Below are 25,426 nucleotides of genomic sequence, written 5' to 3' on the forward strand. Positions count from 1 at the left end.
AAACTTGAATTTAGGCTATTTTTACTATAAGTGTTATCAAGAAGAGGAAGTTAGAGCAGATGAAAAATGCCAAGCTCAAAGCCATCATTGTCATATCAGCAGGATTGCTGCTATTGTTTACTATTTTCAACATGTATATATCTTATGTAAGCATAAAAGGCTCTACCGTAAGGTCCATCGCCAGCCAGACGCTTGAAACAGCCAAATCTATTGCAGATACCATGCCAGTCATCATTTATGAGGAGTTTCTGGAAAATCCGGAAAAAGGGCCGGAATATGAAGCTATCAAAAGGTATCTGGAGGATGTCAGGAAGAAGACAGGCTCGCTCCATGTGTATACCCTCCTCATTGATAATCCCGAGGTTTCGAGGGCAATGATAGCCGGGCTCCCGCCAGGTGCCGAAGAGTTTCCAATCGGCGGGATCTGCACTGTACCTGAGGAGCAGGTGAAGCTGGCCTATAATGGGAAGCCTTTTAGTACCGGCCTCATCCAGGATCCCGAATATGGAGAGTATTTGACTGCAGGAGCGCCAATCAAAAATTCGGAAGGTGCAATCATTGGTTTCCTGGCCATCGACATCAGCGCGGAAATGATCGGAAGCATCAGCAGCAAGGTGCTGAAAGGCAGTTTATCCAACCTGGTCTTCAACGGAGTCTTTGTACTGTTTCTCCTCGCAGCATTCATCTTTATCCAGCGCTGGTACCAGCGCGAGCTGAAAAATGAAGTCGGTGAGACGGAATATACGTACCAGGCAGAGTTTGATTCGCTTCTTTCCTCAGTCCGGTCATTGAGGCATGATTACTCAAACCATATCCAGGTGCTTCACGGCCTGCTGAAGATTGAGAGCTATGATCAGGCCCTTTCTTATCTGACGGCCCTATCCAAGGAAGTGCATTCCATTGAATCCATCAAGCTCGATACGGTCAACCCCGGGCTGGGGGTACTGCTTGAAACAAAAAGGCTGCTGGCGCAAAATTACGGCATCGAAGCCAGATTTTCCGTTTCTGAGGACTCTTTTAATCTTATTAAAACAACAGACCTGATTAAAATCCTCTCTAATTTGATAGATAATGCCATAGAGGCTTCCCTTGAGCTTCCTGAGGAAGAAAGGAAGCTGTCAGTATCCTGCACGGCAGGTGAAGGCCGCTATATGTTTACCGTGACAAACACAGGCCCCTGCATAAATTCATGGGATAAAGAAAAGATTTTCGAAAGCGGATTTTCAACGAAAAAACCGGAAAAAGGCAAAACAAGAGGTCAGGGGCTGTTCATTGTAAAACAGATCACCAGCCGCTATGGCGGCCAGGTTACCTTAGATTCACATCATTCGGTTACTTCTGCTAAAGTGGTCATTCCTGCAGCTGCTGGAAAGAGCCCGGCAAAATGAAAAAGGATAAAATCCCATGGGATTTTATCCTTTTTCTTATACAGAAAATCCACCCTCGAAAGGATGGACAGGAAAGGGAAAAGGGTTCTTATTTTTGCTTTCTCGGATATTGACTTGCCGCTTGGCGCTTCATTTGCTCCTCGCGTTCAGCATCTTTTTTGAACGCTTCCATTGCTTTGTAAAAAAGCAGGCTCATCTCTTCCGCCTCCCTGTGTAATGATTAGATATTCCACTCGTTCCCGGTGTGTTTTCCTGTAAACTTAAATCAGGGATTTTTTTGAAAAAAGATTGGACGCTGATCATTTTCCGCCTTACTATAAAAGCAAAGAAGCCTTGATGGGAGGAAAGTAATATGACTGTACTGGAGAAGCTGACGTTTGTCTCAGGCTATGAAAAAAACCGAATATTGCGCAGGAGTTTTAATGAACTGGCGAAAGAGACTTTCGGCATCCAATTTGAGAACTGGTTTGACCTCGGATACTGGTCAGATAAATACATACCCTATTCTTTTGCTGACGGAGAAAAAGTGGTGGCCAATGCATCGGCAAATCTGATCGGGTTTTCAGGAGAGGGAAAGGATTGGAAGGCTGTCCAGGTGGGCACTGTCATGACGCATAAGGATTACCGCAATCTAGGGCTGGCAAGGCAGCTGATGGAACGCATCCTGGAAGACTATCAAGAAGCGGATTTCATTTACCTTTTTGCCAATTCAACTGTGCTCGATTTTTATCCGAAATTTGGGTTCAGTCCGGTGGAGGAAACGCAATATTTCATTAAAGCCAACGCCGACAGCAATCAAAGCGAGATCCGCAAATTGGATGGCAGAAATCCTGAGGATCTAAGCTTCATTTATGAGATGGCAGGCAGGAGAACCTTTCCAGGCGGGTTTGATGCAGTCAACACAAGAGAGCTGCTCATGTTTTACTGCCTGAATGTGTTCCATGATGACATCTACCACCTCCCGGAAGATCGGGCCATTGTACTCGCCAGGCAGGAAAAGGATGTCCTGCATGTGTATGATATCATTTCCTCTGAACCTGATTGGGATCCGGCCGGCCTTGCCGGAAGGCTCGCAGGAAAGGAGACAAACAGGGCAGCGCTTTATTTCACCCCTTCTCCAAAGACCGCTGTACTGGAAAAGGTGAAGTATCAAGACAGCCATGTTTTATTTGTAAAATATAATGGCGAACATAGCAGACTGCCGGCAGAGTTTAAGCATCCGCTGACAGTCCAGGCATGAAGAAGGCGTCTCCTTTTTTGGAGACGCCTTCTTCACTGGCTGCGGGGCAGAAACGCCCTCCTATTTCCCGACTTTAAAGCTATAGACCGCCATGTTGGTCCCGTTTTCGTCTTTGATCAGACCGCCCTGCAGCTTTTCGCCTTTTTCGCCGTAGGTTTTCTTGATATATGATAAGCCGTTGCCATCAGTGGGGTCGAACATGATTTTGACTTGATAGGATTTCAGATCTTTGATTTCGGTCATCGGGTTGGAGATGACCAGGCGGAAGGATCCGTCAGGCATGACATCGGCACGGTCATTGAAGCCTGTGATGATATAGCCTTCTGCACTGACGCCTCCTGTAACAGATGCTCCTTCCAGAATATTGCTTTTACCATTAACGTAAATGAAATCTTCATCTTCGGTCACTTCAGTTTCCATCCGGATTTGAACAGCTCCGTAATCATCGGGCTTTAACCATTCCGGTTCTTCAATCATGACCGTGCTTTCCGGCTGGGACAGGTCAATTTCATTCACAGCGACAATCTGCTTCTGGTGTTCTCCGCCTTCTTCATCAAGCCTGACGAATGCCCCTTCGAGCTTGCTGCCATCCACGGAATAATGCTCATTCACCTCATCGCTGCTGGCAGAGGGCTTGAAAATGATTTTTGTATAAATCACCGGATATTTATAATCATCCGGGATGCTGTCTTCAAGCGTGAAGCTTCCATCCTCTTCGACAAGAGTGGTGCCGGCGCTTCCGATGATGGCGCCGTCTAGCGGATCGGTATAAAGGAAAAGCTTTGAACCGGGTAGAAGATTGGTGGTGCCTGTGACTGTGATGTTTTGATCTTTCCGGTGGATTTCGCCTTCAAGCTTCACATCATAATCGCCTGCATCCTCACGCGCTGTAAGCACCGTAGTTTTAACAGCCTCTTTATCACTGTCCTCATCCTCAGCAGAATCCTGATCTTCCTTTTGGGCTGCCTCATCCTGTACAGGCTCCTTTTTGCCTGCTTCCTCATCCTGACTGTTCCCGCAGGCAGCCAGCAGTACAACAAGAATGACTAGAATAAGAGAATTGATTTTCATAATATGTTCCTCCGATTATAAGATAACAATCCCTATTGTAAACGGGAGGAAGGAGCTGCTGAAAATAATAATATCTAAATATTGGAAAAATAAATCAATCTTCCTATTATGAGGTGTGAATTTTATTACTAAAGTCATATAAAATACTCGCTTGTTGAGGCGAGTCGTGTAGAGATAGGTTATTCAGGCATCCTATGGATTCAAATCGACGAGTCATGCATAGATAAGCTCTATTCGGTACATGACTAGGCTGGAAGAGGTGGGGTCGTGCATAGAATAGTTCTTATTCGATACATGACTGGGCTGGAAGAGGTGGGGGCATGCATAGAATGGCTCTTATTCGATACATGACTGGGCTGGAAGAGGTGGGGTCGTGCATAGAATGGCTCTTAATCGGTACATGACTGGGCTGGAAGAGGGCGGGGCGTGTATAGAATAGCTCTCATTCGATACATGAGTTGGCTGAAAAAGGACGATTCATGCATAGAATAATTCCTATTCGGCACATGACTTGGCCTCACCGCGACGACTCATGCATAGAATGTCTGCTTTTTAAATATAAGGACCGGTTTCAAGCCGGCCAGTTACGCATTTAATTGCACTTATCAATATACAGGGCCTGTCTAAAATAAGACAGGCCCGATTATCTTACCCAAAACTCATATCACTCGTTTTCCAATTCTTTATACAAACTTTTCAGCTCTGCCTCGATTGCCTGGATTTGTTTTTCGAGCGGAGACAGGTTTCCGTCGACAGATTCCATTTTCTCCAGATCGTTTTGGAGCCGTACGTAATCAAGCTTAAGATCTTGTATCTTGTATTCTATTTCAGCTTTTTTCATCCTGATCCCTCATTTCTTCCATCTACTCTGAAATATAACGTTTACAGAAGGGATGGGCAACTGATTTGCGTTTATGTATTTAAGCATAGATAGCGCTGTTTAAGCGTACCGCCAAATTTTTTCATATCTAATCGCAAAGCAAGCCATAGGCGCCTGCCTTCAAAGGAGGACACCTATGGCTTTTTATAGAGAGGCTTCTGTCAGCGCACTGGCTTCTTGTTCGGTCAATAGGATAAAAATGGTTTCTTTCCTGTTCATCGCCTCAAAAGTAAAATCGATTTCCAGCAGCAGGTAAAATTGCCGGTTGATCCTTACAACACAATGCTCCCCGATTGACGCAATGTTCATGATTTCACATCCTTTACGGATACATATAATGCGCTTTGGGGGAGAAAGGTGTGGACAAAGCAGAAAAAGGGGCAATGCCACCTTTAAGGCTTACTGTCCAGGATGAAGGACATTGCACGCGCTCAGATTGTTGCCGTCCGGGTCTTTGAAGCCAAACCCGCCCATCCCGTTTTCAGGATGTACATTAAGCGGACCCACTTCTACCTTTTTTTCCTGGAGCCAATCTCTGAACTCTTTAAGAGATTCTGTATAAAAATCAACAACGGTGTGGTCGACCCCTGTATATGTATTATGGAAAGACAGATTTCCTTCACTGCCAGTCTCTACAAGAAAGATGGTCGGCACCCCTTTGGCTTCAAATGTCAGCATGGCAGCTTTTTCCCCATGAAAGTGAACCGAGACACCGAATATTTCTCTGTAGAACGCTATGGATCTTTCAAGATCTGAGACAGGTATTTCTATCGTGGCAATATGAGATACAAATTTTTGCATGGTGATCCTCCTTAAAAAATGGTCTGTATAATAATTTGCCATTGGATATGCCATTTCCTTCCTGCAGAAGAAAGTTTGACAGCCCATAAGTTTTATATTATGATAAAGGCAACAGTTAAATAGTCTCCTAAAGGGGAGTAGCTTTTACAGCAAAGTCGTCATTTCGGAGTTTTCTCCCGGCTTTGTTGGCAACCATAACGTTGTTAGCAAGACCTTTACCTGATTCGGGTAAAGGTCTTTATTTGTTTATTGAGCCTTTGCCGGATGTGGCAAAGGCTTTTTTTCTGTTAAAAATTTTAAAAGGGGTGTCAGGCATGAAAAAGAAGAAATTCCAGTTTGAAGAATTGATCAGGAAGAACAAGGAAGAGCTTCTGAAGGACAAGAGAGAGATTGAAAAAATTGAAAAGCGGCTGGATGAGAGGTATGCAAAATCGCAATAAGGAGTGTGAAGCAGCATGAAATTTTTCCGGAGAATCAAGTTTCTGTTTAAATTTTGGAAGGTCATACCCTTTCTGAAAGATTTCTTTTTATCGAAGGAGGTTGAGGCCCACAAGAAGGCGCTCGGCATCCTGCTCGTTTTGACGTATGCCTTTTTCCCATTCGATCTTATCCCCGATTATCTAGCCATCCTTGGAATCGTCGATGATTTGGCAGTGGCTGGATTTGTTGTAGAGCGGATGATCAAGATGGCGCCGGATTCACTGAAATTAAAGCATGGAATAGAAAAATAATCAGATTAATAGGAGGTTCAAAAAATGGATTTTGCATTATTAATGGAATATGGCTGGGTGCTGCTGCTCCTGGTAGCCATCGAAGGGCTCTTAGCCGCTGACAATGCGCTCGTACTGGCCATCATGGTCAAGCATCTGCCTGAAGAGGAGCGGAAAAAGGCATTATTCTACGGTCTGGCAGGAGCTTTTGTCTTCAGGTTCGGCTCATTATTCGTCATCTCATTCCTGGTCGACGTTTGGCAGGTCCAAGCGATTGGTGCGCTTTACCTGTTATTCATCTGTATCAACCATATTGTCCGTAAGCTTGCCGCCAGAAAATTCGGAGCGAAGGAAGAGGAAGAGGGAGAAGAAAAGAAGAAATCAGGCTTTTGGGTAACTGTTCTTAAGGTAGAGCTGGCTGATATCGCCTTTGCTGTCGATTCAATCCTTGCTGCTGTTGCCTTGGCGATAGCTCTCCCGGATTCAGGGCTTCCGAATATCGGTGGACTTGACGGAGGAAAATTCCTTGTCATCTTTGCCGGAGGCTTCATCGGTCTGATTATCATGCGCTTTGCTGCCAATCTGTTTGTCGGGCTGCTGCATTCAAGACCTGGCCTCGAAGTTGCAGCATTCCTGATTGTCGGCTGGGTAGGCGTTAAGCTGTCTGTGTACACACTCTCACATCCGGCGCTTGGGGTACTGGCAGAAGGCTTTGCCAAATCTTCTGAATGGAAAATCACGTTCTATATCGTGCTTATTTTAATTGCAGTTGGCGGCTGGTTCCTTTCGAAGCCGAAGGAAGAGGCTGTATCTGAAGGTTAAGTGGAGTTTGCTATGAGGCCTGGTTCCAGGGGCTGGAGGTTAGACCGCTATTTCTGGTGAAAAGGGAAATGGCGGTTCCAGCATGAGGAGGTAGAACCGCTATTTATATGAAAATCGAAAATAGTGGTTCAAGCATGAGGTGGTAGAACCACTATTTCTATGAAAAACAAAAATAGTGGTCCCAGCGAGAGAAGGTAGAACCACTATTTCTGTTAAAACGGAAAATAGTGGTTCCAGCGAGAGAAGGTAGAACCACTATTTCTGCGAAAACGGAAAATAGCGGTTCCAGCATGAGGAGGTAGAACCGCTATTTATATGAAAATCGAAAATAGTGGTTCCAGCATGAGGAGGTAGAACCGCTATTAAAATAGTGGTTCCAGCGAGAGAAGGTAGAACTACTATTTCTGTTAAAGTGGAAAATAGTGGTTCCAGCGAGAGAAGGTAGAACCACTATTTCTGTGAAAACTGGGAATAGTGATGCTAGCAGCTAGAACCGCTAATTCAACGAAAACCAAAAATAGTGGTTCCAGCAAAAGAGGAGGGCGCTGCCTTCCTCTTTTTATACGAGTTTGGCAGTTTGTAACATTTTCCCAAGAGGATAAGGGAATCGCATGCTATAATGAATTGATTGACTATTCCCGCAATAAGGGTGAATTTATGAACCAATTCAATTGGAAGCTTGCTTCACTTCTCCTGACTGGCATCGGCATTTCCAGGCTGGGGGATTTTATTTATCTAATTGCTATCAATCTGCTTGTTTTCGAGATGACCGGCTCGGCTGCAGCGGTCGCTGGCTTGTGGATCATCGGGCCGGTTACAGCTGTGCTGATGAATTCCTGGAGCGGGGGAGTTGTTGACCGGAGCAATAAAAAGAAGCTGATGATCGTTACGGATATCATCCGGGCTGCCGGAGTCGCGGTTATCCCGCTGCTCGGCAGTGTGGAACTGATTTATGTCTGTCTGTTTGTCATCAGTCTTGCAAAGGCATTTTTTGCACCAGCATCGACTACATATATAGCCATGCTGGTACCCGCAGCTAGCCGGAAGCGGTTCAACGGGATCAGCAGCCTTGTCTCATCCGGGGCCTTCATTGTCGGCCCTTCCATTGCTGGTGCGCTGTTTTTGATCGGAACCATTGACATGGCCATCTACTTGAACAGCCTCTCATTTCTTGTTTCGGCCATCATCATCATGTTTCTTCCTGATGCAGATAAGGATGCACCTTTGCATGAAAAGAGGAATGCGCTCGAGCATCTTAAAGAGGACTGGCGTGAGGTGATCACCTTCAGCAAGAAAGAATCCTTTGTTTTCGCTGTCTATGCCAGCTTTCTTGCGTTCGGCCTGTTTTCCCTTGCCCTGGATTCACAGGAGGTTGTGTTCATCCAGGATACAGTCGGGCTGTCCGAGGCTGACTACAGCTTCCTGGTCAGCATCACAGGTATCGGCTTTGCGCTTGGAGCCCTGTTGATCACCGTTATTTCCAGGCTGCTGAGCATCAAGCAGCTCATGGCCATCGGGATGCTCATGGTCTCAGCAGGATATATGATTTATGCTTTATCCTATTCATTCGCGATGGTCACTGCAGGATTTTTGCTCCTTGGCTTTTTTAATGCCTTTATGAGCGCGGGCTTTCAGACGTTTTACCAGAATAATATCCCCATCTCCATCATGGGGAGGATGACGAGTGTATTGACCGTCTTCCAAAGCATTGCCCAAATCATTTTCCTGCTCGGCATCGGGATCATCGGTGATATCATCCCTCTGCGCTATTCAACGATCGTCCTTGCCGGAGCAAACCTGCTGCTTTCTTTTTATGTCATCTGGCTGGCTTTGAAGCCTGGGATGAACCAGTATTTTTCGGAGGAAGAGAGGGCAGAGGCAATGTAAAAGCAGACAGGGGGATTATCCTGTCTGTTTTTTCACTAAAACGAGTAAGATTCACCGTCATCAGGCACCAGCACATTAGAAGAGATTCCCTTGTCCTTAATAAACTTCTTGAGTTCGTCCCTGGACAATGTCCAATGATTGACTGCTTCCATGTGGCTTGCAATGATTTTAGCCTTAGGGGCAGCCTTGCACACTTCATATACATCATCCTTGCCCATCACAAGAGAGCCGCCCTCAAGGAACTGATTATCTCCCGCATTTACTACAATGACTTCTGGAAGATGTGCATCAATTTCCTCCTGAACATCTGCATTCCAGACAGTATCTCCGGCTATATAGAGTGTTCTTTCGGAAGGATGTTTAAAGACTGCACCGCACACCAGACCAGCAAGCTTCAGAATTTCTCCCCTGCCATGCTCGCCTTTCGTTTTTATCAGATGGATGTCTTCGAATACTGTATCCTCTTTAAGGACTTCTACATTTCGAAAACCGTCACTTCTGACTGAACTGGCATCTTCCTCATTTTGCACGAACATTTTAATATCCTTTGGAAGTGCGTTTTTGGCTGCATCATCATAATGATCCAGGTGAAGATGGGTTACAATGACTGCATCTGCCTGACCAACTATTTCATCAATAGAAAATGGCAGTTTGGTTAAAGGGTTTTTCTGTTCCTGCCTGATAGAATTAGGGAAGGGGGGATAAGTACCTTTCTCTGCTAAAAATGGGTCGATTAAAAACTTTTTCCCAGCGTAATGGACAACCAAAGTTGCATTTCGGATTTGTTGTATAATCATATTGCACAGCTCCTTTTCCATAATGTAAGTATAGTTTATAATAAGACCCTTTTGGCTTTACATAGATTAAATCAAGTCTTTAAGCACTTTCACTTGATTAATGAAAGGATTTGTTGGGATGTTAGATGGTACGGATAAACATATTATAGAAGAGCTTTCAAAAAACAGCCGCATAAAGATGAAAGAGCTCGGTGAAAAAGTCCACCTGACCGGACAGGCGGCCTCAGCCAGAGTTGCAAAACTGGAGGATTCAGGGGTTATTGAAGGATATACCATTAAAGTAAATAAGGAAAAGATGGGTTACCCAGTTCATGCCATCCTTCATATTTATACGAAAACCGCCAATCATCAGCCGTATTTATCTTTCGTTAAGAAACAAGAACAGTACATCATCCATAACTATAAAGTGAGTGGGGAAAGCTGCTATCTGCTTGAATGCAGATTCCCATCCAATGAAAGATTGGATGAATTTTTGACGGGACTCAGCAATGCAGTGAGCTACAAATTATCTATCGTTATCAGCAAATAGAAGAACAAAAAGAGAAAAGCCCCGCCAAAAGCGGGGCCTCTCTCATCAGCTTGCATTCTCCATCACAGGCTCCGGCTGCTCCTTCGTCTTCTTGGGAGAGCGGCTGAATAAGCGGTACACAGCCGGAATCAGCAGAAGTGTTATAAAGGTAGCGAACATCAGCCCGGAGATGAGGACTGTTGCCATTGGCGCCTGATAGTTTCCGGATGTGCCGGAAGCAAGGGCCAGCGGCAGCATTCCGCCAGCTGTTGTAAGGGTCGTCATAAAGATCGGGCGGATCCGGTCCTTTCCGGCCTGAATGAGTGCATCAGTGATTGCAGCTCCTTCTTTGCGCAGCTGGTTGGTCCGGTCCAGCAGCAGGATGGCATTGTTCAGCACAATGCCGATCAGCATGACGATTCCCATTGCCGACATGACGCTCAGCTCTCGCTGGGTCAGGAAGAGCCCGAGGATGACGCCGACGATTGTCATCGGGATGACTGACATGACGATGATCGGCTGAACCAGATGATTGAATTGAACCGCCATGACAAGGTATACAAGGAATATGCTGATGGAAAGGATGAAGACCATATCCTTGATCAGTTCCTGCTGCTGCTCCAGGTCTCCGGCTGCAGATAAAGTGTAGCCTGCCGGTGCATCAAATTTCTCGATCAGTTTCTGTACATCACGGTTGATGCTGCCAAGATCCCTGTCCTCAATATCAGCCGAAATAGATATGAATCTTTCACCATCTTTATGGGAGATTTCATTCGGCGCATCGATCTTCCTCAGGCTAATCAGCTCTGACAGCTTCTTTTCTCCCCCGGCAGCAGGGATGGAGAGCTTCATGAGTGCCTCTTTAGTTGCCGTCTTTTCGCTCCATCCTAAAATGAGGGGAACAGATTCTTCATGGAGTGAAACCTCGCCAAGCGGCATTTCCATAAAGGACTGTTCAATGAATTGCTTGACCTGCAGTCCGGACAGTCCGGCTTTTTGAATTTCGTCTTCCTTTAATTCTACGATCTCTTCAGGTGATGTGCGTTTCATGGAAGAAGTAATAGCGACGATTCCATCTATTTTCCCAAGTTCCTTTATAAAAGAATCGGAAACAGTCTCCAGTTCTTCAAAGCTTTCGCCCTTCAAATTAACTTGCACAGGATAGCCGCCGCCGCCTGACATCGCACTCTGGACGCTTTCAATTGGCTGGGTATCCTCAAGCTCGCGCAGCGCCTTCATGATTTCCTCGTTGACCTCTTTCTGGGATTTTGTAATATCATCCCCTTTGGTCATATTGATGATTGTGTACATCATACCGCCGCTGTCCATAACATAATTGGATTCTACATCCTTGATTTTGCTCAAGCTTTCATTCATTTCTGCGGCAACCGCTTCTTTTTCCTTGATGGATACTCCGGTCTCCAAATCAACCATCAGCTCGGAATAGCGGTTGAACACATCGGGCATGATTGTCATCGGTATTTTTGGAATAAGCAGCAGCGAGCCTGCAAACATGAGGAAAAAGGCTGCAATCACTGCAAAACTGTGGCGCTTTTTCTTTACAGTCCAGTTAATCACCCTGCTGTAAAAACGAAGCAGCGGTCCTTCCCTGCGGGCTTTCTTTTTGCTGGAAATTTTTAAGAACTTCTCTGACAGGGTAGGGATGACTGTGAATGAAACCAGTACTGAACTGATCAGTGTGATTGCAACAACTGCCGACAGTATGATCATGAATTGGCCCATTTCTCCGCCCAGCAGCCCGATCGGCAAAAATACGACGATGGTAGTGAGCATACTTGCGATTACGGCTGCCGATACTTCTTTCGTTCCTTCCAATACGGCCTCAAGACGGGCTAGCCCCTGCTCTTTTTTGCGGTAGATGGATTCCAGAATGACAATGGAAGAGTCAACCATCATGCCGATTCCCAATCCCAGGCCGATAAGTGTCAGCATATTGAGGCTGTATCCGAACATCCACATCGAGGCGAAAGTCAGGAGTACGGAGGTCGGAATTGAGATTCCGACAATGAGAGTGGCCCTTAAGTTCCTCAGGAATAACAGGAGAATCACTACAGCAATGATGCCCCCAATGAGGATGTTGGACGCGACGCCGTCAATGGATTCCTGTACATAGTCAGCCTGCGCAACCATCTCATTCAGCTCAAACCCTTTGATCAGCCCTTCTTCACGGATTTTTTCGATTTCCCCGCGGACAGCATCAGCCATTTCGATCTGGGTTGCATCCGAAACTCTCCCGACCTGGACAAACACAAGATCCTTGGTGCCATTTTTCCAGACAAAAGAGGAGCTTTCCTGCGGCGCTACTGTAATATCAGCAATGTCACCAAGCTTGATGAAGCCTGAAGGAGAAGCAATTTCAATATTCCTTATGTCATTTTCTGAACCCGGCTTTGTATTCCAGCGGACAGAAGGGGATTCCTTTTCCAGCTTGAGCTGACCGAGCGTCGCTTCGCTGTTCACCTGCTGGATGGCAGCCATCACCCCGGCAGCATCCAGTCCTTTTTTCAGCATTTCTTCCCGGTTTAAGAGAATGTTTACTTCATCCTCCTCCATGCCGGAAAGCGATACATCCCTTACTTCAGGCAGAGCTTCAAGCCGCGGCTCCAATGTTTCCTTTGCAAATCTGGTTATGTCCTCAAGATTGCCGTTCGACAGATCCAGGAAAAATTCATAGCTTTGGCTAGCGCCGTATTGCCCCATTTCCACTTCCTTTACAGCTGATATCCCGGCAGTGGAAGAATTGATGACAGATTCCACTTCTTTGAAAACCTCGTCACCCCGGCCCTGCTCAAAGGCCATTTGGATGGAGCTTCTTCCGGCAATTGTAGTGGACGTTACATCTTCAACCCCGTCGAGCCCTTTTAATTGCTGCTCAAGCGGAGTGGTAATCGATCGCTCAATTTCTATCGCAGGCATTTCTCCCGCATTGATCTCTGCATAGCCGCCATCCATCTTCATGGCAGGCATGAGCTCCTTATCAAGCTCAAGAACTGCATAGCTCCCGGTCAGCAGGACCAGGACTGCCACAAGTCCAACCAGAATCTTTCTTTCAACGATAAATTTGATCAGTTTCATAAGTACTCTCCTTTTAGTGAGATGAAAATATGGATCTTTGCTCCCAAGGAATAATCATACAGAGCAGTTGTAGAAAATAATACATAAATTAGTAAAATTTTCTTTTTAAAGGAGTAAATCCCATATCCTTCTGTTTTCCATCATAAACTCAATCAGTCTAAAGCGGATTGAGCCTCAGACATATTTTGACTAAGACTTGGGACCTAGAAAAGAGCAGGGCGTTTGCAGGCTCGAGGGGCTGGCGTTCAGCAGGGTGTGAAGGCTAAGGCATTATTTGCGCCTTTGAAGATATATTTGCGAGTCCCAGGATATATTTGCGACCTTCCTGAATGCTGGCCAAAAACTCGGCAACATCTGCATAACCAGTATTCCGCCGGCAAAAAAAATAGACACAGCACTCAGCCATGTCTATCTTCCAGTGATTTTACAGCTGATAGGCAGCTGCATTGAGGGGAATGCGGCACTCCCGCTGTTCCTGTGTGCCTCTTGCTGCAGGGGTTGGCCCGAAGTGGGGGATGTTTCCGGCGATGAATCCTGCTTTTTCGACCAGGAAATCATCATCCAGATCAATGGCGGAAACGGAGATCTCTTCTTGGCCGATTTCAATGACACGGACTGCCTGCTGGTCAAGGCATGCGGATTTTTGTACAAAGGTCCAGTTGTTTTGCTGCACGATGGAGTCTACATGGGTGTGGCCGTTGAAATAAACGCCAAGCCCTTTCTTTTGGCTCAGCACTTTCCACATGTCGATATCCCGGTGGATGGAGCCTTTTTCGCCATCTGAGCGGGTTGTTGTGTTATAGACAGGATGGTGGGCAAACACAAGAAGCGGCTTGGAGCCGGAAGCTGCAACAACAGTCTCGAACCAGTTCAGCTGTTCTTCATCCATCCAGCCGCCCCAGTCTTCATAGTTCATTTCCCTCGCCGTATCAAGGAAGGCGAAAACTGCTTTTTCATTTTCGAAAGAGTGATATTGTTTCTGGCCGGTGATGGCGAGCACTTCTTTCTTTGTCATCGCATATACATCGTGATTGCCAAGCGCATGGTAGAAGGTGCGGTCTTTTTGCCTGATGATGCTGTAGATTTCCTCAAGCTCGTTTGGAAGGCCGAAATTAGTGAGGTCACCGATCGAAACATGAAAATCAGCCTCGATATCCAGGAAGTAGTTCATGAATGTTTCATAGAAAGCTGTACGCGCTTCTTTGAGTCCCAAAACCTCTTCGTTGATTGCCGGGTAATGCAGATCTCCAATCATTGCAATTTTCATCTTTTATTCTCCCTTCGTATGTACTGCCTTTCACTTAGAACAGTAATGGCCGAATATTAAGAAAAATGACGAGGAATGTAAAAATCAGGTTAAAGAGCCTCCCGGTTACTTTTTATCATAGAGGATTATGATACTGTAATAGGGGAAAGGACAGGATCACGGACAGCAAATCTATTTTCAGAATAGGAGTGTTATGGTGGCAGCATTGGCAGAGAAAGCGGAATTTCTGGAACGGCTGGAAGCATGCAGGAAGATTGCGGCAGTCAAAGAGCCCTGCGGAATTGAAAAAGCAATCAAGTATAAAGATAGAATCAGCGCTGTCTTCCTGATGACCGGCAATATTATGTCTGTAAAGAATTATGCAGATCTGTTCAGGAAGGAGGGGCTTCCTGTTTTTATCCATATAGAAAAGATCGGGGGATTAAGCCTTAACAGTGAAGGGCTGGATTTCATCGCCAATTATGTCAAGCCGCTCGGCATTGTGACCACAAAGCCGGGACTTGCGGCAAAAGCTAAGAAGCGGCGCCTGATGGTCATCCAGCGTGTATTCATGATAGATTCGGAAGTATATGATCATGTGCTGGAGCTGGGCGGACCTGATGGCCCTGATATGATTGAAATCATGCCTTCAAGGCTTCCTCATATCATTCAATCACTCTCGGAAAAGCTGCCGGTGCCGGTGATCACGGGAGGGCTGCTGACGGAAAGGGAGCATGCAGAAGAATCGCTCTCATGCGGGGCTGCGGCGGTCACGACCTCCAATACGGGAATCTGGAAGGAAGATTTGAGCAAAACCGGGCACAAAAATGCGAGAATGCCTGTTTAATAAAGATTTACAATTCCATAATACTATCTTAGCAAAAGGGATGTAACATCATAATCGACAAGTACATAGAAAACAGGTTCAATGCAGAGAGACCTCAAACACGGAGAGTAGGGATTCCGTTTGTTTGAGGTCTCTTTAGTTTTTTGGGAGGTGAGGAGGCAGGCCAGTACCTTTGCCATTTTCTTGAAAGCTTTACAGCTCCAATCTTGCTTAAGCTGAACTACCTGATGCAAAGTGCTAGATCACAATCCATTGAAAACGGGGGAATATGAAGTGAAGAAAATATCCGGTCTTATCGTAATGATTTTTATGCTGCTGATGGCAACCGCATGCTCAGGCACTAATTCTGCCGGTACAGAAACGAAATCTTCGGGGGACAATACCGCATCTGCCAGTGATGACAGAATCCATATCAAATACTGGTATGCGTGGGGAGATAAAATTGGCGAGAATAATGAAAATCTCGTCAAGATGTTCAATGAATCCCAGGACAAGATTTATGTAGAAGCAGAATACCAGGGGACTTATGATGAGCTTCACTCCAAGACACAGGCTGCTTTTGCCGCCAAGAATGCTCCTGAAGTCACTCAGAATGAGATTGCTTCCATTGGCGTTTTTGCTAAATCCGGCATGACACAGGACCTCACGCCATTCGTTGAAAAAGATGATATCAATATGGATGACTTTAACCCGGGGCTGATGGGGAATTCCTATGTGGATGACAAGCTTTACGGCCTTCCATATCTGCGAAGCACACCGATTCTGTATATGAATACGACCATGCTGAAGGAAGCTGGGCTTGATCCGGCAGGGCCTAAGGATTGGAAGGAATTCGAAGAATATCTGACTGCCCTCACAAAAGAAGGGAAAACGGTCGGGATGACCATGCCGGTCAATATCTGGATGTATGAAGCATTTGTCGCACAAGGTGAAGGGCAAATGATCTCTGATGATGAGAAGAGTGCTGAATTCAATGGAGAAGCAGGTGTTGAAGCGCTTGAATTCTGGAAAAAGATGGCCGACAAAGGCGTCATCAAGGTTCCTGGCGGCGAAGCAGCTGCAGAAGTAGCCAAGCAGGATTTTGCCAACAGCCGTTCTGCCATGGCTTTCTCTTCTACAGCCGATCTTTCTTATAATTTGAGCGTGGCCGAAGAACAGGGCTTTGAGCTGAACACTGCTTTCATGCCTGCCAATAAGGTGAATGGAGTGCCGACAGGCGGTGCCAACCTGGTCATGACAGCCGGTCTTGATGAGGAAAGGCAAAATGCCGCATGGGAATTCATCAAATGGATGACGGCAAAAGAACAAACCATTTATGCCAGCGAATATACTGGCTATCTGCCAAGCCGCCTTTCAGCTGTAGATTCTGAAGAAATGAAGTCACTATATGAGAAAATGCCCCAATTCAAAGTGGCTGTCGACCAATTGCAGTATGGTCATGCCCGTCCGATGGCAGAAGCCTATCCTGAAGTGGCTAAAATCCTGACAGACCAAATCTCCAGGGTCATGCTTGAAGATGGCCTTGCTCCAAAAGACGCCCTTGATGAGGCAGCAGAAAAAGCCAATCAATTGCTTAAGTAATCATTAATTGCATCAGGCTGCCGGGGGAGGGATTCAGTCCTTTTCCCCGGCATTCATAAAGAAAGGGGAATGCAGAATGACTTGGCACAAAGACATTAAAGTGGCCATTTTCGACTTGGACGGCACATTATATCAGGATTATGCTTTTTTAGGGAGATATATCAGCCACATGCTTGGCAGCCGCTTGCAGGGACAGGAACTTCAGGCGGCCATCGATGAAGCTTATATGATTCTGGAGGGAAAGCACCCGGTGAAGTTCGGCTATTTGTCCTGTCATGATGGAAACAGGGCATACAGCCATGATGGGCTTGTCCCGACAGGCTGCTTCGGATGGGATGGAAAGGAAGGGGTACTGAACCAGGAAGAGATGGACGGACTTTTCTACATAGGTGATCCATGGGGGATTGCAGCCATTCTTGCAAAAAGGCATGGCGTCCATGCAGAAGAACAGCTGAATGCGTTCGAAACAGTCAGGAAGGAAATGCTTGCCGGACCCCATCAGATCGAGGTGTTCCCCGGCTTGATTGAAGCGGTAGGCAAAATGGGTGCTGATCGCAAGATTTTTATGACCAACACCCCATCTCCTTCTGCTGAAGAATTTGTCAGCTTCCTTGGGCTGGAAAATCTGTTTGATACATACATAGTGGATGCACAGAAGCCTGAGGGCATCTGGGGCGTCATGAAAAAGCTGGGGGAAGAAGGCTACCAGCCCCATGAAATCTTATCCGTCGGGGACAATCCCTTCAATGACCTTTACCCGGTGAAACAGCTTGGGGGCAGGACCTGCCTGATTTCCCGGTATGAGCATGCCGGCTCAGAGGAGTGGGACCATTCAGTAAAAACAATCGAAGAGCTGGCCGGATTCTTGAGGCTTTTGGAGGCCGTTCCTTCAGGGACAATCTAGGATCCTTGTCTGGAGAAAATCCAATACTCGAAAACAGGAGATGAAAAGGCATGGCTGAAATCAGATTGGTGAATATATCAAAAACCTATAAAGACGAAGAAATCATCAATGATTTGAATCTGACCATCCGCGATGGATCCTTCACAGTACTGGTTGGCCCATCCGGCTGCGGAAAATCAACGACATTGCGGATGATAGCGGGACTGGAAAAGGAATCAGGAGGAGAGATCTGGATCGACGACCAGAAGGTGAATGATCTTGCGCCGGGAAAGCGGGGCATTGCCATGGTATTCCAGAACTATGCTCTGTATCCGACCATGACGGTCAGGGGAAATATTGAATTCGGGCTTGTGAATAAAAAGGTTCCTAAGCAGGAACGGGAACAGCTTATTGCTGAAATATCAAGAATTGTCGGCCTGGAGGAATATCTTGATAAAAAGCCGCAGCACCTTTCAGGCGGTCAAAGGCAGAGGGTAGCGCTCGCCAGGGCCATGGTAAAGAAGCCGAAGGTATTCATTCTGGATGAGCCCCTCTCCAACCTGGATGCGAAGCTGAGAGTCCAGATGAGGACAGAGCTGATCCAGCTTCACAAGCAGCTCGGCACCACCTTTATATATGTGACGCATGATCAGGTGGAGGCCATGTCGATGGGGGATGAAATCGTCATTTTGGATAAAGGCAAAATCAAGCAGGCTGACAGCCCGATGGCTATCTATCATGATCCCGAGAATATCTTTGCCGCGAGCTTTATCGGAACGCCTCCCATGAACATTGTGGAAAAAGCCCTGCTTTCTGATTATATGCCGGCTGTAGACGGTGACGCAGCCTATATTGGATGCAGGCCTGAGCATATGGAAATCGTTACGGCGGATACCTTTGATGCGCACAGCATCATCCTCCCTTCCAGGGTGGCCGCGATGGAAACACTTGGATCTGAGACCATTTATACTGTTCGAAATACGGCTGGCGTTATGCATGTGAAGAGCTTTCTCGATCCGATGCCCCATCTGCAGGATGTGCATGTAAGGCTTCCATATGAAAAGCTTTACTTTTTCACGAATGATGGAATAAGGAACAGGTCAGCAAGCATGAGCATGCAGGAGCATGTACTGGTAAAAGGGGGCCGCTGATATCATGATGAATAAGCTGAGGCCGTATGGCATGATTGCGCCATCGATTGCCATCTTCGGATTATTTTTCATTTATCCTATCTTATACATGATTTATTTAAGCTTCCATGACTGGAACTTTGTCAGTCCTGTTAAGGATTTTGTGGGTATCGGCAATTTCAAAGCGCTTTTCGCAGAGCGTGAGTTCATTGAAGTGATGCAGAATACCTTTACCTACACAGCACTGACAGTATCACTGACGGTGGCGGTTTCTCTCCTGCTTGCCCTGTGGCTGAACAGGCAGGGAGCTCTGTACGGATTTGTGCAGGGTGCGATCTTCAGCCCGCATATTATCTCGCTTGTTTCAGTGTCGATGCTTTGGATGTGGCTCATGGATACTGACTATGGACTGCTGAACTGGTTTCTCAATTTGTTCGGCATCGCAAATGTCCCATGGCTGACAGATCCGGGAACCTCGCTGTTTTCTCTCGTCATTGTGGCGGTCTGGAAAGGGATCGGCTTCAATACGCTCATTTTCATTGCCGGGCTGCAGAGCATTCCGAAGGATATTTATGAAGCGGCAGAGCTGGATGAGGCGAATAAGGCGAGGACCTTTTTCAAGCTGACGCTCCCGATGCTGTCACCGACGCTCTTTTTCCTGACGATCATTTCCCTGATTGCGTCATTCCAGGTGTTTGAAACGATTGCGATCATGACCCAGGGCGGGCCGATTAATTCAACGAATACCTTTGTTTTCTATATTTATGAGTATGGTTTCCGGTTCTTCAAAATCGGCTATGCATCGGCAGCAGGTGTTCTGCTGCTGATTCTGGTAAGCCTTTTGACAATAGTCTACTTCAGGCTGCTTTCCCGGAGAGTCCATTACCGATGATGTGGAGGATTATATATGAAGCTTAAAGCTGCAGGAAGGCTTTTCAATTTGGCCGCACTCTTACTGGTTGTTGCTGTTTTTGCACTTCCGTTTGTCTGGATGATTTCCACTTCTTTTAAAACGCTTGGTGAAACAATGACATTTCCGCCGAAATGGCTGCCTGAGGAGTTCAAATGGGAAAACTTCTCCAAGGCATGGAACTCCGGGCCGTTTTTCCGCTACTTCTTAAACAGCCTGATGGTTTCAGCGGGAATCCTCATATTGCAATTTCTGACGATTATACCGGCAGCCTATGCTTTTGCCCGGTACCGTTTCAGGGGAAGCAGGTTTTTCTTTGCTGTGACCATGATTACCCTGATGATTCCCTCTCAGCTTATCTTTTTGCCGGTCTATCTGCAGATGAGCTCCTGGGGGCTGCTTGATTCCCTGTGGGCGCTGATCCTGCCGTTTGCCTCCAGTGCTTTTGGCATTTTTATGCTCAGGCAGTCGTTCATGCAGGTCCCTGAGGAACTGCTGGAAGCCGCCCGGCTTGATGAAGCTTCTGAATGGAAGATCATGTTCCGCATTATGGTTCCGATGGCAAAGCCTGTTCTTATCACATTTGGATTATTCAGCTTCATCACTCACTGGAACGATTATTTCTGGCCGCTTGTTATGACGACAAGCGATGTGGCGCGCACCCTTCCGCTCGGGATATCCAAGCTTAGGGAAGTAGAGGGAGGAACTGCCTGGAATGTGCTTATGGCAGGAAATATGATCCTTGTTGTGCCGATCCTTATTGCCTTTTTCTTTGCTCAAAGACAGATTATCCGTGCTTTTGTTTATACAGGAGTCAAATAGACAGGAAAGGATGATGATTGATGCTGAAGAATGCCTGTGTTGCACACCGCGGCTGGAGCGGGAAAGCCCCTGAGAATACGGCGGCCGCTTTCCGGCTCGCCCTTGAGCACCCTATGATTTCTGCCATAGAGCTGGACGTCCATTTATCAAGGGATGGGATCCCTGTTGTCATTCATGATCACACGTTGGAACGGACAACAAACGGGAGCGGATATGTGAAGGACCATACTGCCGCTGAACTGGCACTCCTTGATGCAGGCTCATGGTTCAGCCCTGAGTATTCCGGCGAAACGATATCCTCGCTGGAGGAAATCATTCAAATGGCCAAAGGAAAAAAGAAGCTTTTCATTGAGCTGAAGCAGATGGCCGGAATGTATGAAGGACTTGAAGAAAAAGTGGCAGGATTGATCAGGAAATATTCACTCTATAAAGAGGCCCTGGTCATCTCTTTTGATCATCATTCACTTCTGAAGCTGAAAGAGCTGGATCCGAGGATCCGCACCGGCCTGATTTACCTGGGTCATGCGACTCTCCTGGCAGAGCAGGCAGCTTATACGGGGGCAAGCCATGTATCCGTTCACTATGGCTTTCTCTCCCGTGAGCTGGTTGAATCTCTGCTGGACGCCCGCATTGAAATCGGCACATGGACAGTCAACGGCAAAGAAGCTTTGAAAAAGGTGCAGGACTTGGGCGGAAGCATCCAGATTACAACCAATCATCCGGAAATCATGGTCGGCCAGCCGGAAGAGCAAATGGAGGCAGCAGAATGAGTCAGGCAAAAATATCATTTATCATCCCTTCCTATAATGAAGCTGAGAATATCCCCAGGGTGCTGGAGGCAATCCGGACGGAAATGGCAAGCCTTTTTTATCAATATGAAATCCTGTTTGTGGATGACGGGAGCTCGGACGGCACGATGGAAACCATCCATCGGCTGGCTTTTCACCATGAAGAAGTAAAATTTATATCGTTTACAAGGAATTTCGGGAAGGAGGCGGCCATGCTTGCCGGACTCCGGAACGCAGAAGGTGATGCGGTCATCATGATGGATGCCGACCTTCAGCATCCGCCTTCCCTGATCTGCCAGCTGGTGAGGGGATATGAAGAAGGGTATGGGCAGGTGATTGCCAAAAGGAACCGTACGGGAGATTCTCCGGTGCGTTCATTCGTTTCCTCCTGCTTCTACCGGTTTGTGAACAGGGCAGTGGACGTGCAGCTGTCAGACGGTGAGGGAGATTTTCGGCTGCTGAGCAAAGAAGCAGCAAAGGCGCTCCTGCTGCTCAGTGAAGGAAACCGCTTTTCCAAAGGCCTTTATTCATGGATCGGATTCGAGCAGAAAATAATAGAATACGAGAATGTCCAAAGGGAAGCAGGGGAGACAAAATGGTCATTCCCTAAACTGCTGAATTACGGGATTGATGGGATCGTTTCTTTTAACCACAAGCCGCTCAGGGCATGCTTTTATCTGGGCGCCTTTGTCCTTCTGCTTTCGCTCGGATATATCGGATTTACCTTTGTCCAGATCATGCAGCATGGAGTCTCTGTTCCCGGCTATTTCACGACCATATCTGCTGTCCTTTTCCTGGGAGGAATTCAGCTTGTCTGCATGGGAATCGTCGGTGAATACATCGGCCGCATTTATTATGAGACAAAGAAAAGGCCGCATTATCTGATTCAGCAGACCAATATTCAGCAAGCAAGCGAAAGAGGGGAGCAGCATGCGGTTCATACACAGTGAATTTTTCCGCTTTGCCGTGACCGGCGGGGTTAATACTCTGCACTATTACTCAATTTATCTTGTTCTTCTCCATTTTGCAGGGTTCCATTATTTCCTGGCGCATAGTATAGGTTTCGCAAGCAGCCTGATTGGTTCTTTTTTCCTGAACACGCTATTTACTTATAGAGTGAAGCCGACATGGGGGGCGTTCATCCGTTTTCCGCTGACACAGCTGTTCAATACGGGCATGACTGCAGTCATCTTGTTCATACTTGTAGATGGGCTGAAGGTGAGCAGCAGCCTTGCACCGGTCATTGCAGTCGTCTTTACTTTGCCAGCTACTTTCATTTTAACGGGGAGAGTCCTGAAAACATCATGCAAAAAGCGCGAAGCTACTTACCAAACTTATTAAACTTTCTTCAGGCAGACAGATGGCCTAAGGCTGCCTTCTTTTTCTTCTGTCTGCTGGCAGCTGTAATGAGCCATATGTTTTTTATTTCTGAGTGGTTCGAGGGCCGCTATATGACCGGGATGAACGATGGATTGTCGCAAATGCAGCCGTTCAAGCAGCTCTTGTATGAGCAGTACACCAGCGGGGAGTTTTTCTATTCGCCTGACTTCGGGTTCGGCGGGGGCACCTATACCCAGCTTGGCTATTATTTTGCTACTTCTATCTTCTTTCTGATTACGATGCTTGTAACCTATATACTTGAGAGACTCGGCCTGATCGGGGCTCCGGATATTTTTTACTGGGCTGACATCATCCTCATTGTAAGCATCATCAGGCTGACCGGCATCCTGCTTCTGGCCTCCTATTATTTCAGGATGCTGGGAATGAAAGCACTGCCCGCCTTTACTGGCGCTGTCATTTACGGCACAAGCATCATTTACTTCAGGCATGTGACCTATTGGGAGTTTTTTGCCGACAGTATGCTCTGGCTGCTTCTCCTTCTGATCGGGATTGAAAGGATCATGCGGGGGAAGGGTTCCGGTTTATTCATAATAGCTGTATCCATCAGCTTATTTGACAATTTTTATTTTGCTTATGTTAATTTCCTGCTGTGCGGCGTTTATGTCCTGTTTCGCTGGATTTTCCCGTTTGATGGAAACGGGCGGGCCAAGCTGATCCAGCTGAAGCATTATATTATCGGGCTGGCCGCAGGATTCTGCATCAGCGGCTTTTCGTTTTTTCCTGCCGTATATGGCTATTTGAACAATTACCGACCTGCATATGAGGACCATATCCCTGCTTTTGAGTTTATTGACAATCTGCTGCTGAACGGAAGAATTGTTTATCTGCCGGCATTTGTTCTCATCTGCCTGCTGGTAAAGCCTTTATACAGGAACAGGCATTTCCGGTTTTTTGCTGCAATGACGATCGTTTTGTCCATCCTGCATTTCAGCCCGCTAATAGGCAGCTTGTTCAATGGTTTTTCTGCTCCACAGTACCGCTGGGAATATATGCTGTCTCTTGCAGCCGGCGGGGCGGCAGGAGCTGCACTCCCCTTGGCAGGCAGGCTCAGGCTTCTTCCGCTTGCATCAGCAGGAGCAGGTGCGGCTTTATTTTACATACTGTTCTATCATTTTGACCCTAAGCTGGAATTTGAAGAAGTGCAGGATGCTTATATGGCGATTGCAGCCTTCATTTCGGCTGCCGTTTTCCTTCTCGGGGCAGCCTTTTTCAGGAAAAAGGCCGGAGTACTGCTTTCAGCTGCTGTCATCCTGACCAGCGTGCTGATCCCGAATTTTTACCAGGAAGAGCGTTTGACCGTGACAGGGACGGAATACCGTGTATCAAAGGAGTTCATGAACAGCCGTGACTATAACGGTGCAGACCAGCAGGAGCTCATCCGGCTGGTACAGGAGGGTGACGATGATCCTTTGGCAAGGATCGACTGGATGATCCCTTTAAGGAATAATACTCCGATTGTCCAGGATTTCAGAGGAATGAGCGTCTATTCCAGTATCTTAAATAAAGAGCTTCTATGGTTTTATCTCAGTGATCTTGAAATCGATATGGGGCGTGAGAGCGTCAGCCGCTATGCTTCCCTTGGGGACCGGGCCAACTTGTACAGCATCCTCATGGGAAAATATTATATTGCTGAGAAGGGAGATGCCTCCATTCCTTACGGCTTTAAGAGAATTGCTTCTGCCGGCGGTTATGAGGCTTATGAAAATGAAAACCTCCTGCCTTTTGTGCGGACGGCTGACAGCGTTTATCTGGAAAAAGATCTGAAAGGAAGTTCCCCTTCGGCAAAGGAACAGGCGATGCTGAAAGGAATTGTTCTTGAAAAGGGAACAGCAAATGCCCCGATACCGGACAGCACAAATCTAATTTCGCAGGCAGAAATCAAGCCTGTAAACGCCGAGTATGCGGGCGGAAAACTCAAGGTCAGCGGTGAGGAAGGCGGCATTGATTTATTGATCAGTGAAAGAAATCCTTCTGCAAAAGACTATTTGGTTGGCTTCAATATTGATGGCATCAACAACAAGGAAGAATTTATCCTTGAGGTCAATGAGTTCCAGACAATCAGGAAAGAAGAAGGGTCTATATACCGGACGGGTGTGGATGACCTGATCATAAGGGTCAAGGCAGCGGACCAGATTTCCCTTAGGATGCCAAAGGGAGAATATCATTTAAAGGACTTTAAGCTTTATGAAGAAACCTTTGAGGTGCTGGAAAATGTGAAAAAAGAAGAACGCCGCCATGTTCCGCCAGAGGCAGAGTGGTCAGGAAACCGTCTGTCATTTGAACTTCAAAATGAAGGCGGGCATTATGCAATCATTCCGCTGCCTTTTGAAAAAGGCTGGCGCTTAAAGATCAATGGAGAGGAAGAAGAGCTGCTGAAGGCCAATTATGCATTTACAGGCTTCCGGCTGCAGGAAGGTCAGAACAGGATCGAGATGGTCTATTATCCGCCGTATTTCTTTCTGCTGCTTGCACTCTCTTTTGCTGCAATAAGCATTTGCCTTGCTGCGCTCTTTAAAAAATCAAGGCGCATGTCCGTTCGCCATATCAATGTTAGTTCTTAATGTGAAAGAGTAAGTTAATTCCTGAAAAAATTTGGAAATTGAAGGAACAATCTATAT

Annotated in this window: 24 protein-coding genes; 17 read left to right on the forward strand and 7 right to left on the reverse strand. The window is 46.6% G+C overall.

The annotated features are described in order from the left end of the window. Positions 1 to 59: 59 nt before the first annotated feature. Positions 60 to 1,388: a sensor histidine kinase gene (locus ABU165_RS18485; protein ID WP_318060735.1), complete on the forward strand. Its 1,329-nt coding sequence runs from the start codon at positions 60 to 62 to the stop codon at positions 1,386 to 1,388. Positions 1,389 to 1,740: 352 nt separating this feature from the next. After that, the gene (locus ABU165_RS18490) at positions 1,741 to 2,628 is read left to right on the forward strand and encodes a GNAT family N-acetyltransferase (protein ID WP_318060734.1); all 888 of its coding nucleotides are present in this window, start codon (positions 1,741 to 1,743) and stop codon (positions 2,626 to 2,628) included. Positions 2,629 to 2,688: 60 nt separating this feature from the next. Here ABU165_RS18490 and ABU165_RS18495 read toward each other — a convergent pair whose 3' ends face one another. The 4 genes from ABU165_RS18495 to ABU165_RS18510 all read right to left on the reverse strand — a co-directional run bounded on the left by ABU165_RS18495 (position 2,689) and on the right by ABU165_RS18510 (position 5,380). Further along, the gene (locus tag ABU165_RS18495) at positions 2,689 to 3,699 is read right to left on the reverse strand and encodes a hypothetical protein (RefSeq protein ID WP_318060733.1); all 1,011 of its coding nucleotides are present in this window, start codon (positions 3,697 to 3,699) and stop codon (positions 2,689 to 2,691) included. 664 nt (positions 3,700 to 4,363) lie between these two features. After that, positions 4,364 to 4,540, reverse strand: a complete 177-nt coding sequence (locus tag ABU165_RS18500) for an SE1832 family protein (RefSeq protein WP_009791566.1) — start codon at positions 4,538 to 4,540, stop codon at positions 4,364 to 4,366. Between the two features lie 183 nt (positions 4,541 to 4,723). Further along, complete coding sequence (locus ABU165_RS18505) at positions 4,724 to 4,888, reverse strand: hypothetical protein (protein WP_009791565.1); 165 nt, start codon at positions 4,886 to 4,888, stop codon at positions 4,724 to 4,726. 90 nt (positions 4,889 to 4,978) lie between these two features. After that, positions 4,979 to 5,380, reverse strand: a complete 402-nt coding sequence (locus ABU165_RS18510) for a VOC family protein (RefSeq protein WP_022543495.1) — start codon at positions 5,378 to 5,380, stop codon at positions 4,979 to 4,981. A gap of 314 nt (positions 5,381 to 5,694) precedes the next feature. Between ABU165_RS18510 and ABU165_RS18515 the strand changes: the two genes are divergently transcribed. The 4 genes from ABU165_RS18515 to ABU165_RS18530 all read left to right on the forward strand — a co-directional run bounded on the left by ABU165_RS18515 (position 5,695) and on the right by ABU165_RS18530 (position 8,799). After that, positions 5,695 to 5,820 carry an FbpB family small basic protein gene (locus ABU165_RS18515; protein ID WP_083783065.1) on the forward strand — a complete coding sequence of 42 codons (126 nt, stop codon included), beginning with the start codon at positions 5,695 to 5,697 and terminating at the stop codon, positions 5,818 to 5,820. Between the two features lie 15 nt (positions 5,821 to 5,835). Further along, positions 5,836 to 6,111 (forward strand): YkvA family protein, encoded by a 276-nt coding sequence (locus tag ABU165_RS18520; protein WP_009791562.1) that lies wholly within the window; start codon positions 5,836 to 5,838, stop codon positions 6,109 to 6,111. Between the two features lie 24 nt (positions 6,112 to 6,135). Continuing rightward, entirely contained in the window at positions 6,136 to 6,912 is a 777-nt protein-coding gene (locus tag ABU165_RS18525; protein ID WP_318060732.1) for a TerC family protein, read from the forward strand. 657 nt (positions 6,913 to 7,569) lie between these two features. Further along, complete coding sequence (locus ABU165_RS18530) at positions 7,570 to 8,799, forward strand: MFS transporter (RefSeq protein WP_318060731.1); 1,230 nt, start codon at positions 7,570 to 7,572, stop codon at positions 8,797 to 8,799. A 35-nt stretch (positions 8,800 to 8,834) separates the two neighbouring features. On the opposite strand, the gene ABU165_RS18535 is transcribed toward ABU165_RS18530, so the two are convergent. Further along, positions 8,835 to 9,596 (reverse strand): MBL fold metallo-hydrolase, encoded by a 762-nt coding sequence (locus ABU165_RS18535; RefSeq protein WP_022543497.1) that lies wholly within the window; start codon positions 9,594 to 9,596, stop codon positions 8,835 to 8,837. A 118-nt stretch (positions 9,597 to 9,714) separates the two neighbouring features. On the opposite strand from ABU165_RS18535, the gene ABU165_RS18540 reads away from it, so the two are divergent. Then, positions 9,715 to 10,125, forward strand: a complete 411-nt coding sequence (locus tag ABU165_RS18540; protein WP_022543498.1) for an Lrp/AsnC family transcriptional regulator — start codon at positions 9,715 to 9,717, stop codon at positions 10,123 to 10,125. Positions 10,126 to 10,170: 45 nt separating this feature from the next. Here ABU165_RS18540 and ABU165_RS18545 read toward each other — a convergent pair whose 3' ends face one another. Together ABU165_RS18545 and ABU165_RS18550 are read right to left on the reverse strand one after the other, a co-directional pair. Continuing rightward, positions 10,171 to 13,200 carry an efflux RND transporter permease subunit gene (locus tag ABU165_RS18545; RefSeq protein WP_318060730.1) on the reverse strand — a complete coding sequence of 1,010 codons (3,030 nt, stop codon included), beginning with the start codon at positions 13,198 to 13,200 and terminating at the stop codon, positions 10,171 to 10,173. A 424-nt stretch (positions 13,201 to 13,624) separates the two neighbouring features. Further along, positions 13,625 to 14,467 (reverse strand): metallophosphoesterase family protein, encoded by an 843-nt coding sequence (locus tag ABU165_RS18550; RefSeq protein WP_306010308.1) that lies wholly within the window; start codon positions 14,465 to 14,467, stop codon positions 13,625 to 13,627. Positions 14,468 to 14,660: 193 nt separating this feature from the next. Here ABU165_RS18550 and ABU165_RS18555 point away from each other — a divergent pair, with 193 nt between their 5' ends. From ABU165_RS18555 to ABU165_RS18600, 10 genes are all read left to right on the forward strand, one after another. After that, positions 14,661 to 15,293, forward strand: a complete 633-nt coding sequence (locus ABU165_RS18555; protein ID WP_318060729.1) for a glycerol-3-phosphate responsive antiterminator — start codon at positions 14,661 to 14,663, stop codon at positions 15,291 to 15,293. A gap of 273 nt (positions 15,294 to 15,566) precedes the next feature. Further along, on the forward strand, positions 15,567 to 16,874 hold the full coding sequence (locus ABU165_RS18560; protein WP_311225785.1) for an ABC transporter substrate-binding protein: 1,308 nt from the start codon (positions 15,567 to 15,569) through the stop codon (positions 16,872 to 16,874). A gap of 76 nt (positions 16,875 to 16,950) precedes the next feature. Further along, positions 16,951 to 17,778 carry an HAD family hydrolase gene (locus tag ABU165_RS18565; protein ID WP_318060728.1) on the forward strand — a complete coding sequence of 276 codons (828 nt, stop codon included), beginning with the start codon at positions 16,951 to 16,953 and terminating at the stop codon, positions 17,776 to 17,778. Positions 17,779 to 17,828: 50 nt separating this feature from the next. Continuing rightward, positions 17,829 to 18,908, forward strand: a complete 1,080-nt coding sequence (locus ABU165_RS18570) for an ABC transporter ATP-binding protein (RefSeq protein ID WP_318060727.1) — start codon at positions 17,829 to 17,831, stop codon at positions 18,906 to 18,908. Between the two features lie 4 nt (positions 18,909 to 18,912). Then, positions 18,913 to 19,779, forward strand: coding sequence for a carbohydrate ABC transporter permease (locus tag ABU165_RS18575; protein WP_009795173.1), 867 nt, complete (start codon positions 18,913 to 18,915; stop codon positions 19,777 to 19,779). A gap of 15 nt (positions 19,780 to 19,794) precedes the next feature. Continuing rightward, positions 19,795 to 20,619 carry a carbohydrate ABC transporter permease gene (locus tag ABU165_RS18580; RefSeq protein ID WP_009795174.1) on the forward strand — a complete coding sequence of 275 codons (825 nt, stop codon included), beginning with the start codon at positions 19,795 to 19,797 and terminating at the stop codon, positions 20,617 to 20,619. A 20-nt stretch (positions 20,620 to 20,639) separates the two neighbouring features. After that, positions 20,640 to 21,389 (forward strand): glycerophosphodiester phosphodiesterase, encoded by a 750-nt coding sequence (locus tag ABU165_RS18585; RefSeq protein WP_094769057.1) that lies wholly within the window; start codon positions 20,640 to 20,642, stop codon positions 21,387 to 21,389. Then, positions 21,386 to 22,357, forward strand: a complete 972-nt coding sequence (locus ABU165_RS18590) for a glycosyltransferase family 2 protein (RefSeq protein ID WP_009795176.1) — start codon at positions 21,386 to 21,388, stop codon at positions 22,355 to 22,357. The genes ABU165_RS18585 and ABU165_RS18590 overlap by 4 nt, the downstream gene beginning before the upstream one ends. Then, positions 22,338 to 22,748: a GtrA family protein gene (locus tag ABU165_RS18595; protein ID WP_094769055.1), complete on the forward strand. Its 411-nt coding sequence runs from the start codon at positions 22,338 to 22,340 to the stop codon at positions 22,746 to 22,748. Before ABU165_RS18590 ends, ABU165_RS18595 begins: the two co-directional genes overlap by 20 nt. Beyond that, entirely contained in the window at positions 22,712 to 25,369 is a 2,658-nt protein-coding gene (locus ABU165_RS18600; protein WP_318060726.1) for a YfhO family protein, read from the forward strand. Before ABU165_RS18595 ends, ABU165_RS18600 begins: the two co-directional genes overlap by 37 nt. Positions 25,370 to 25,426: the final 57 nt, after the last annotated feature.

The sequence above is a fragment of the Cytobacillus sp. T106 genome, assembly GCF_040492155.1.
GTDB classification, from domain to species: Bacteria; Bacillota; Bacilli; order Bacillales; family Cytobacillaceae; genus Bacillus_AB; species Bacillus_AB infantis.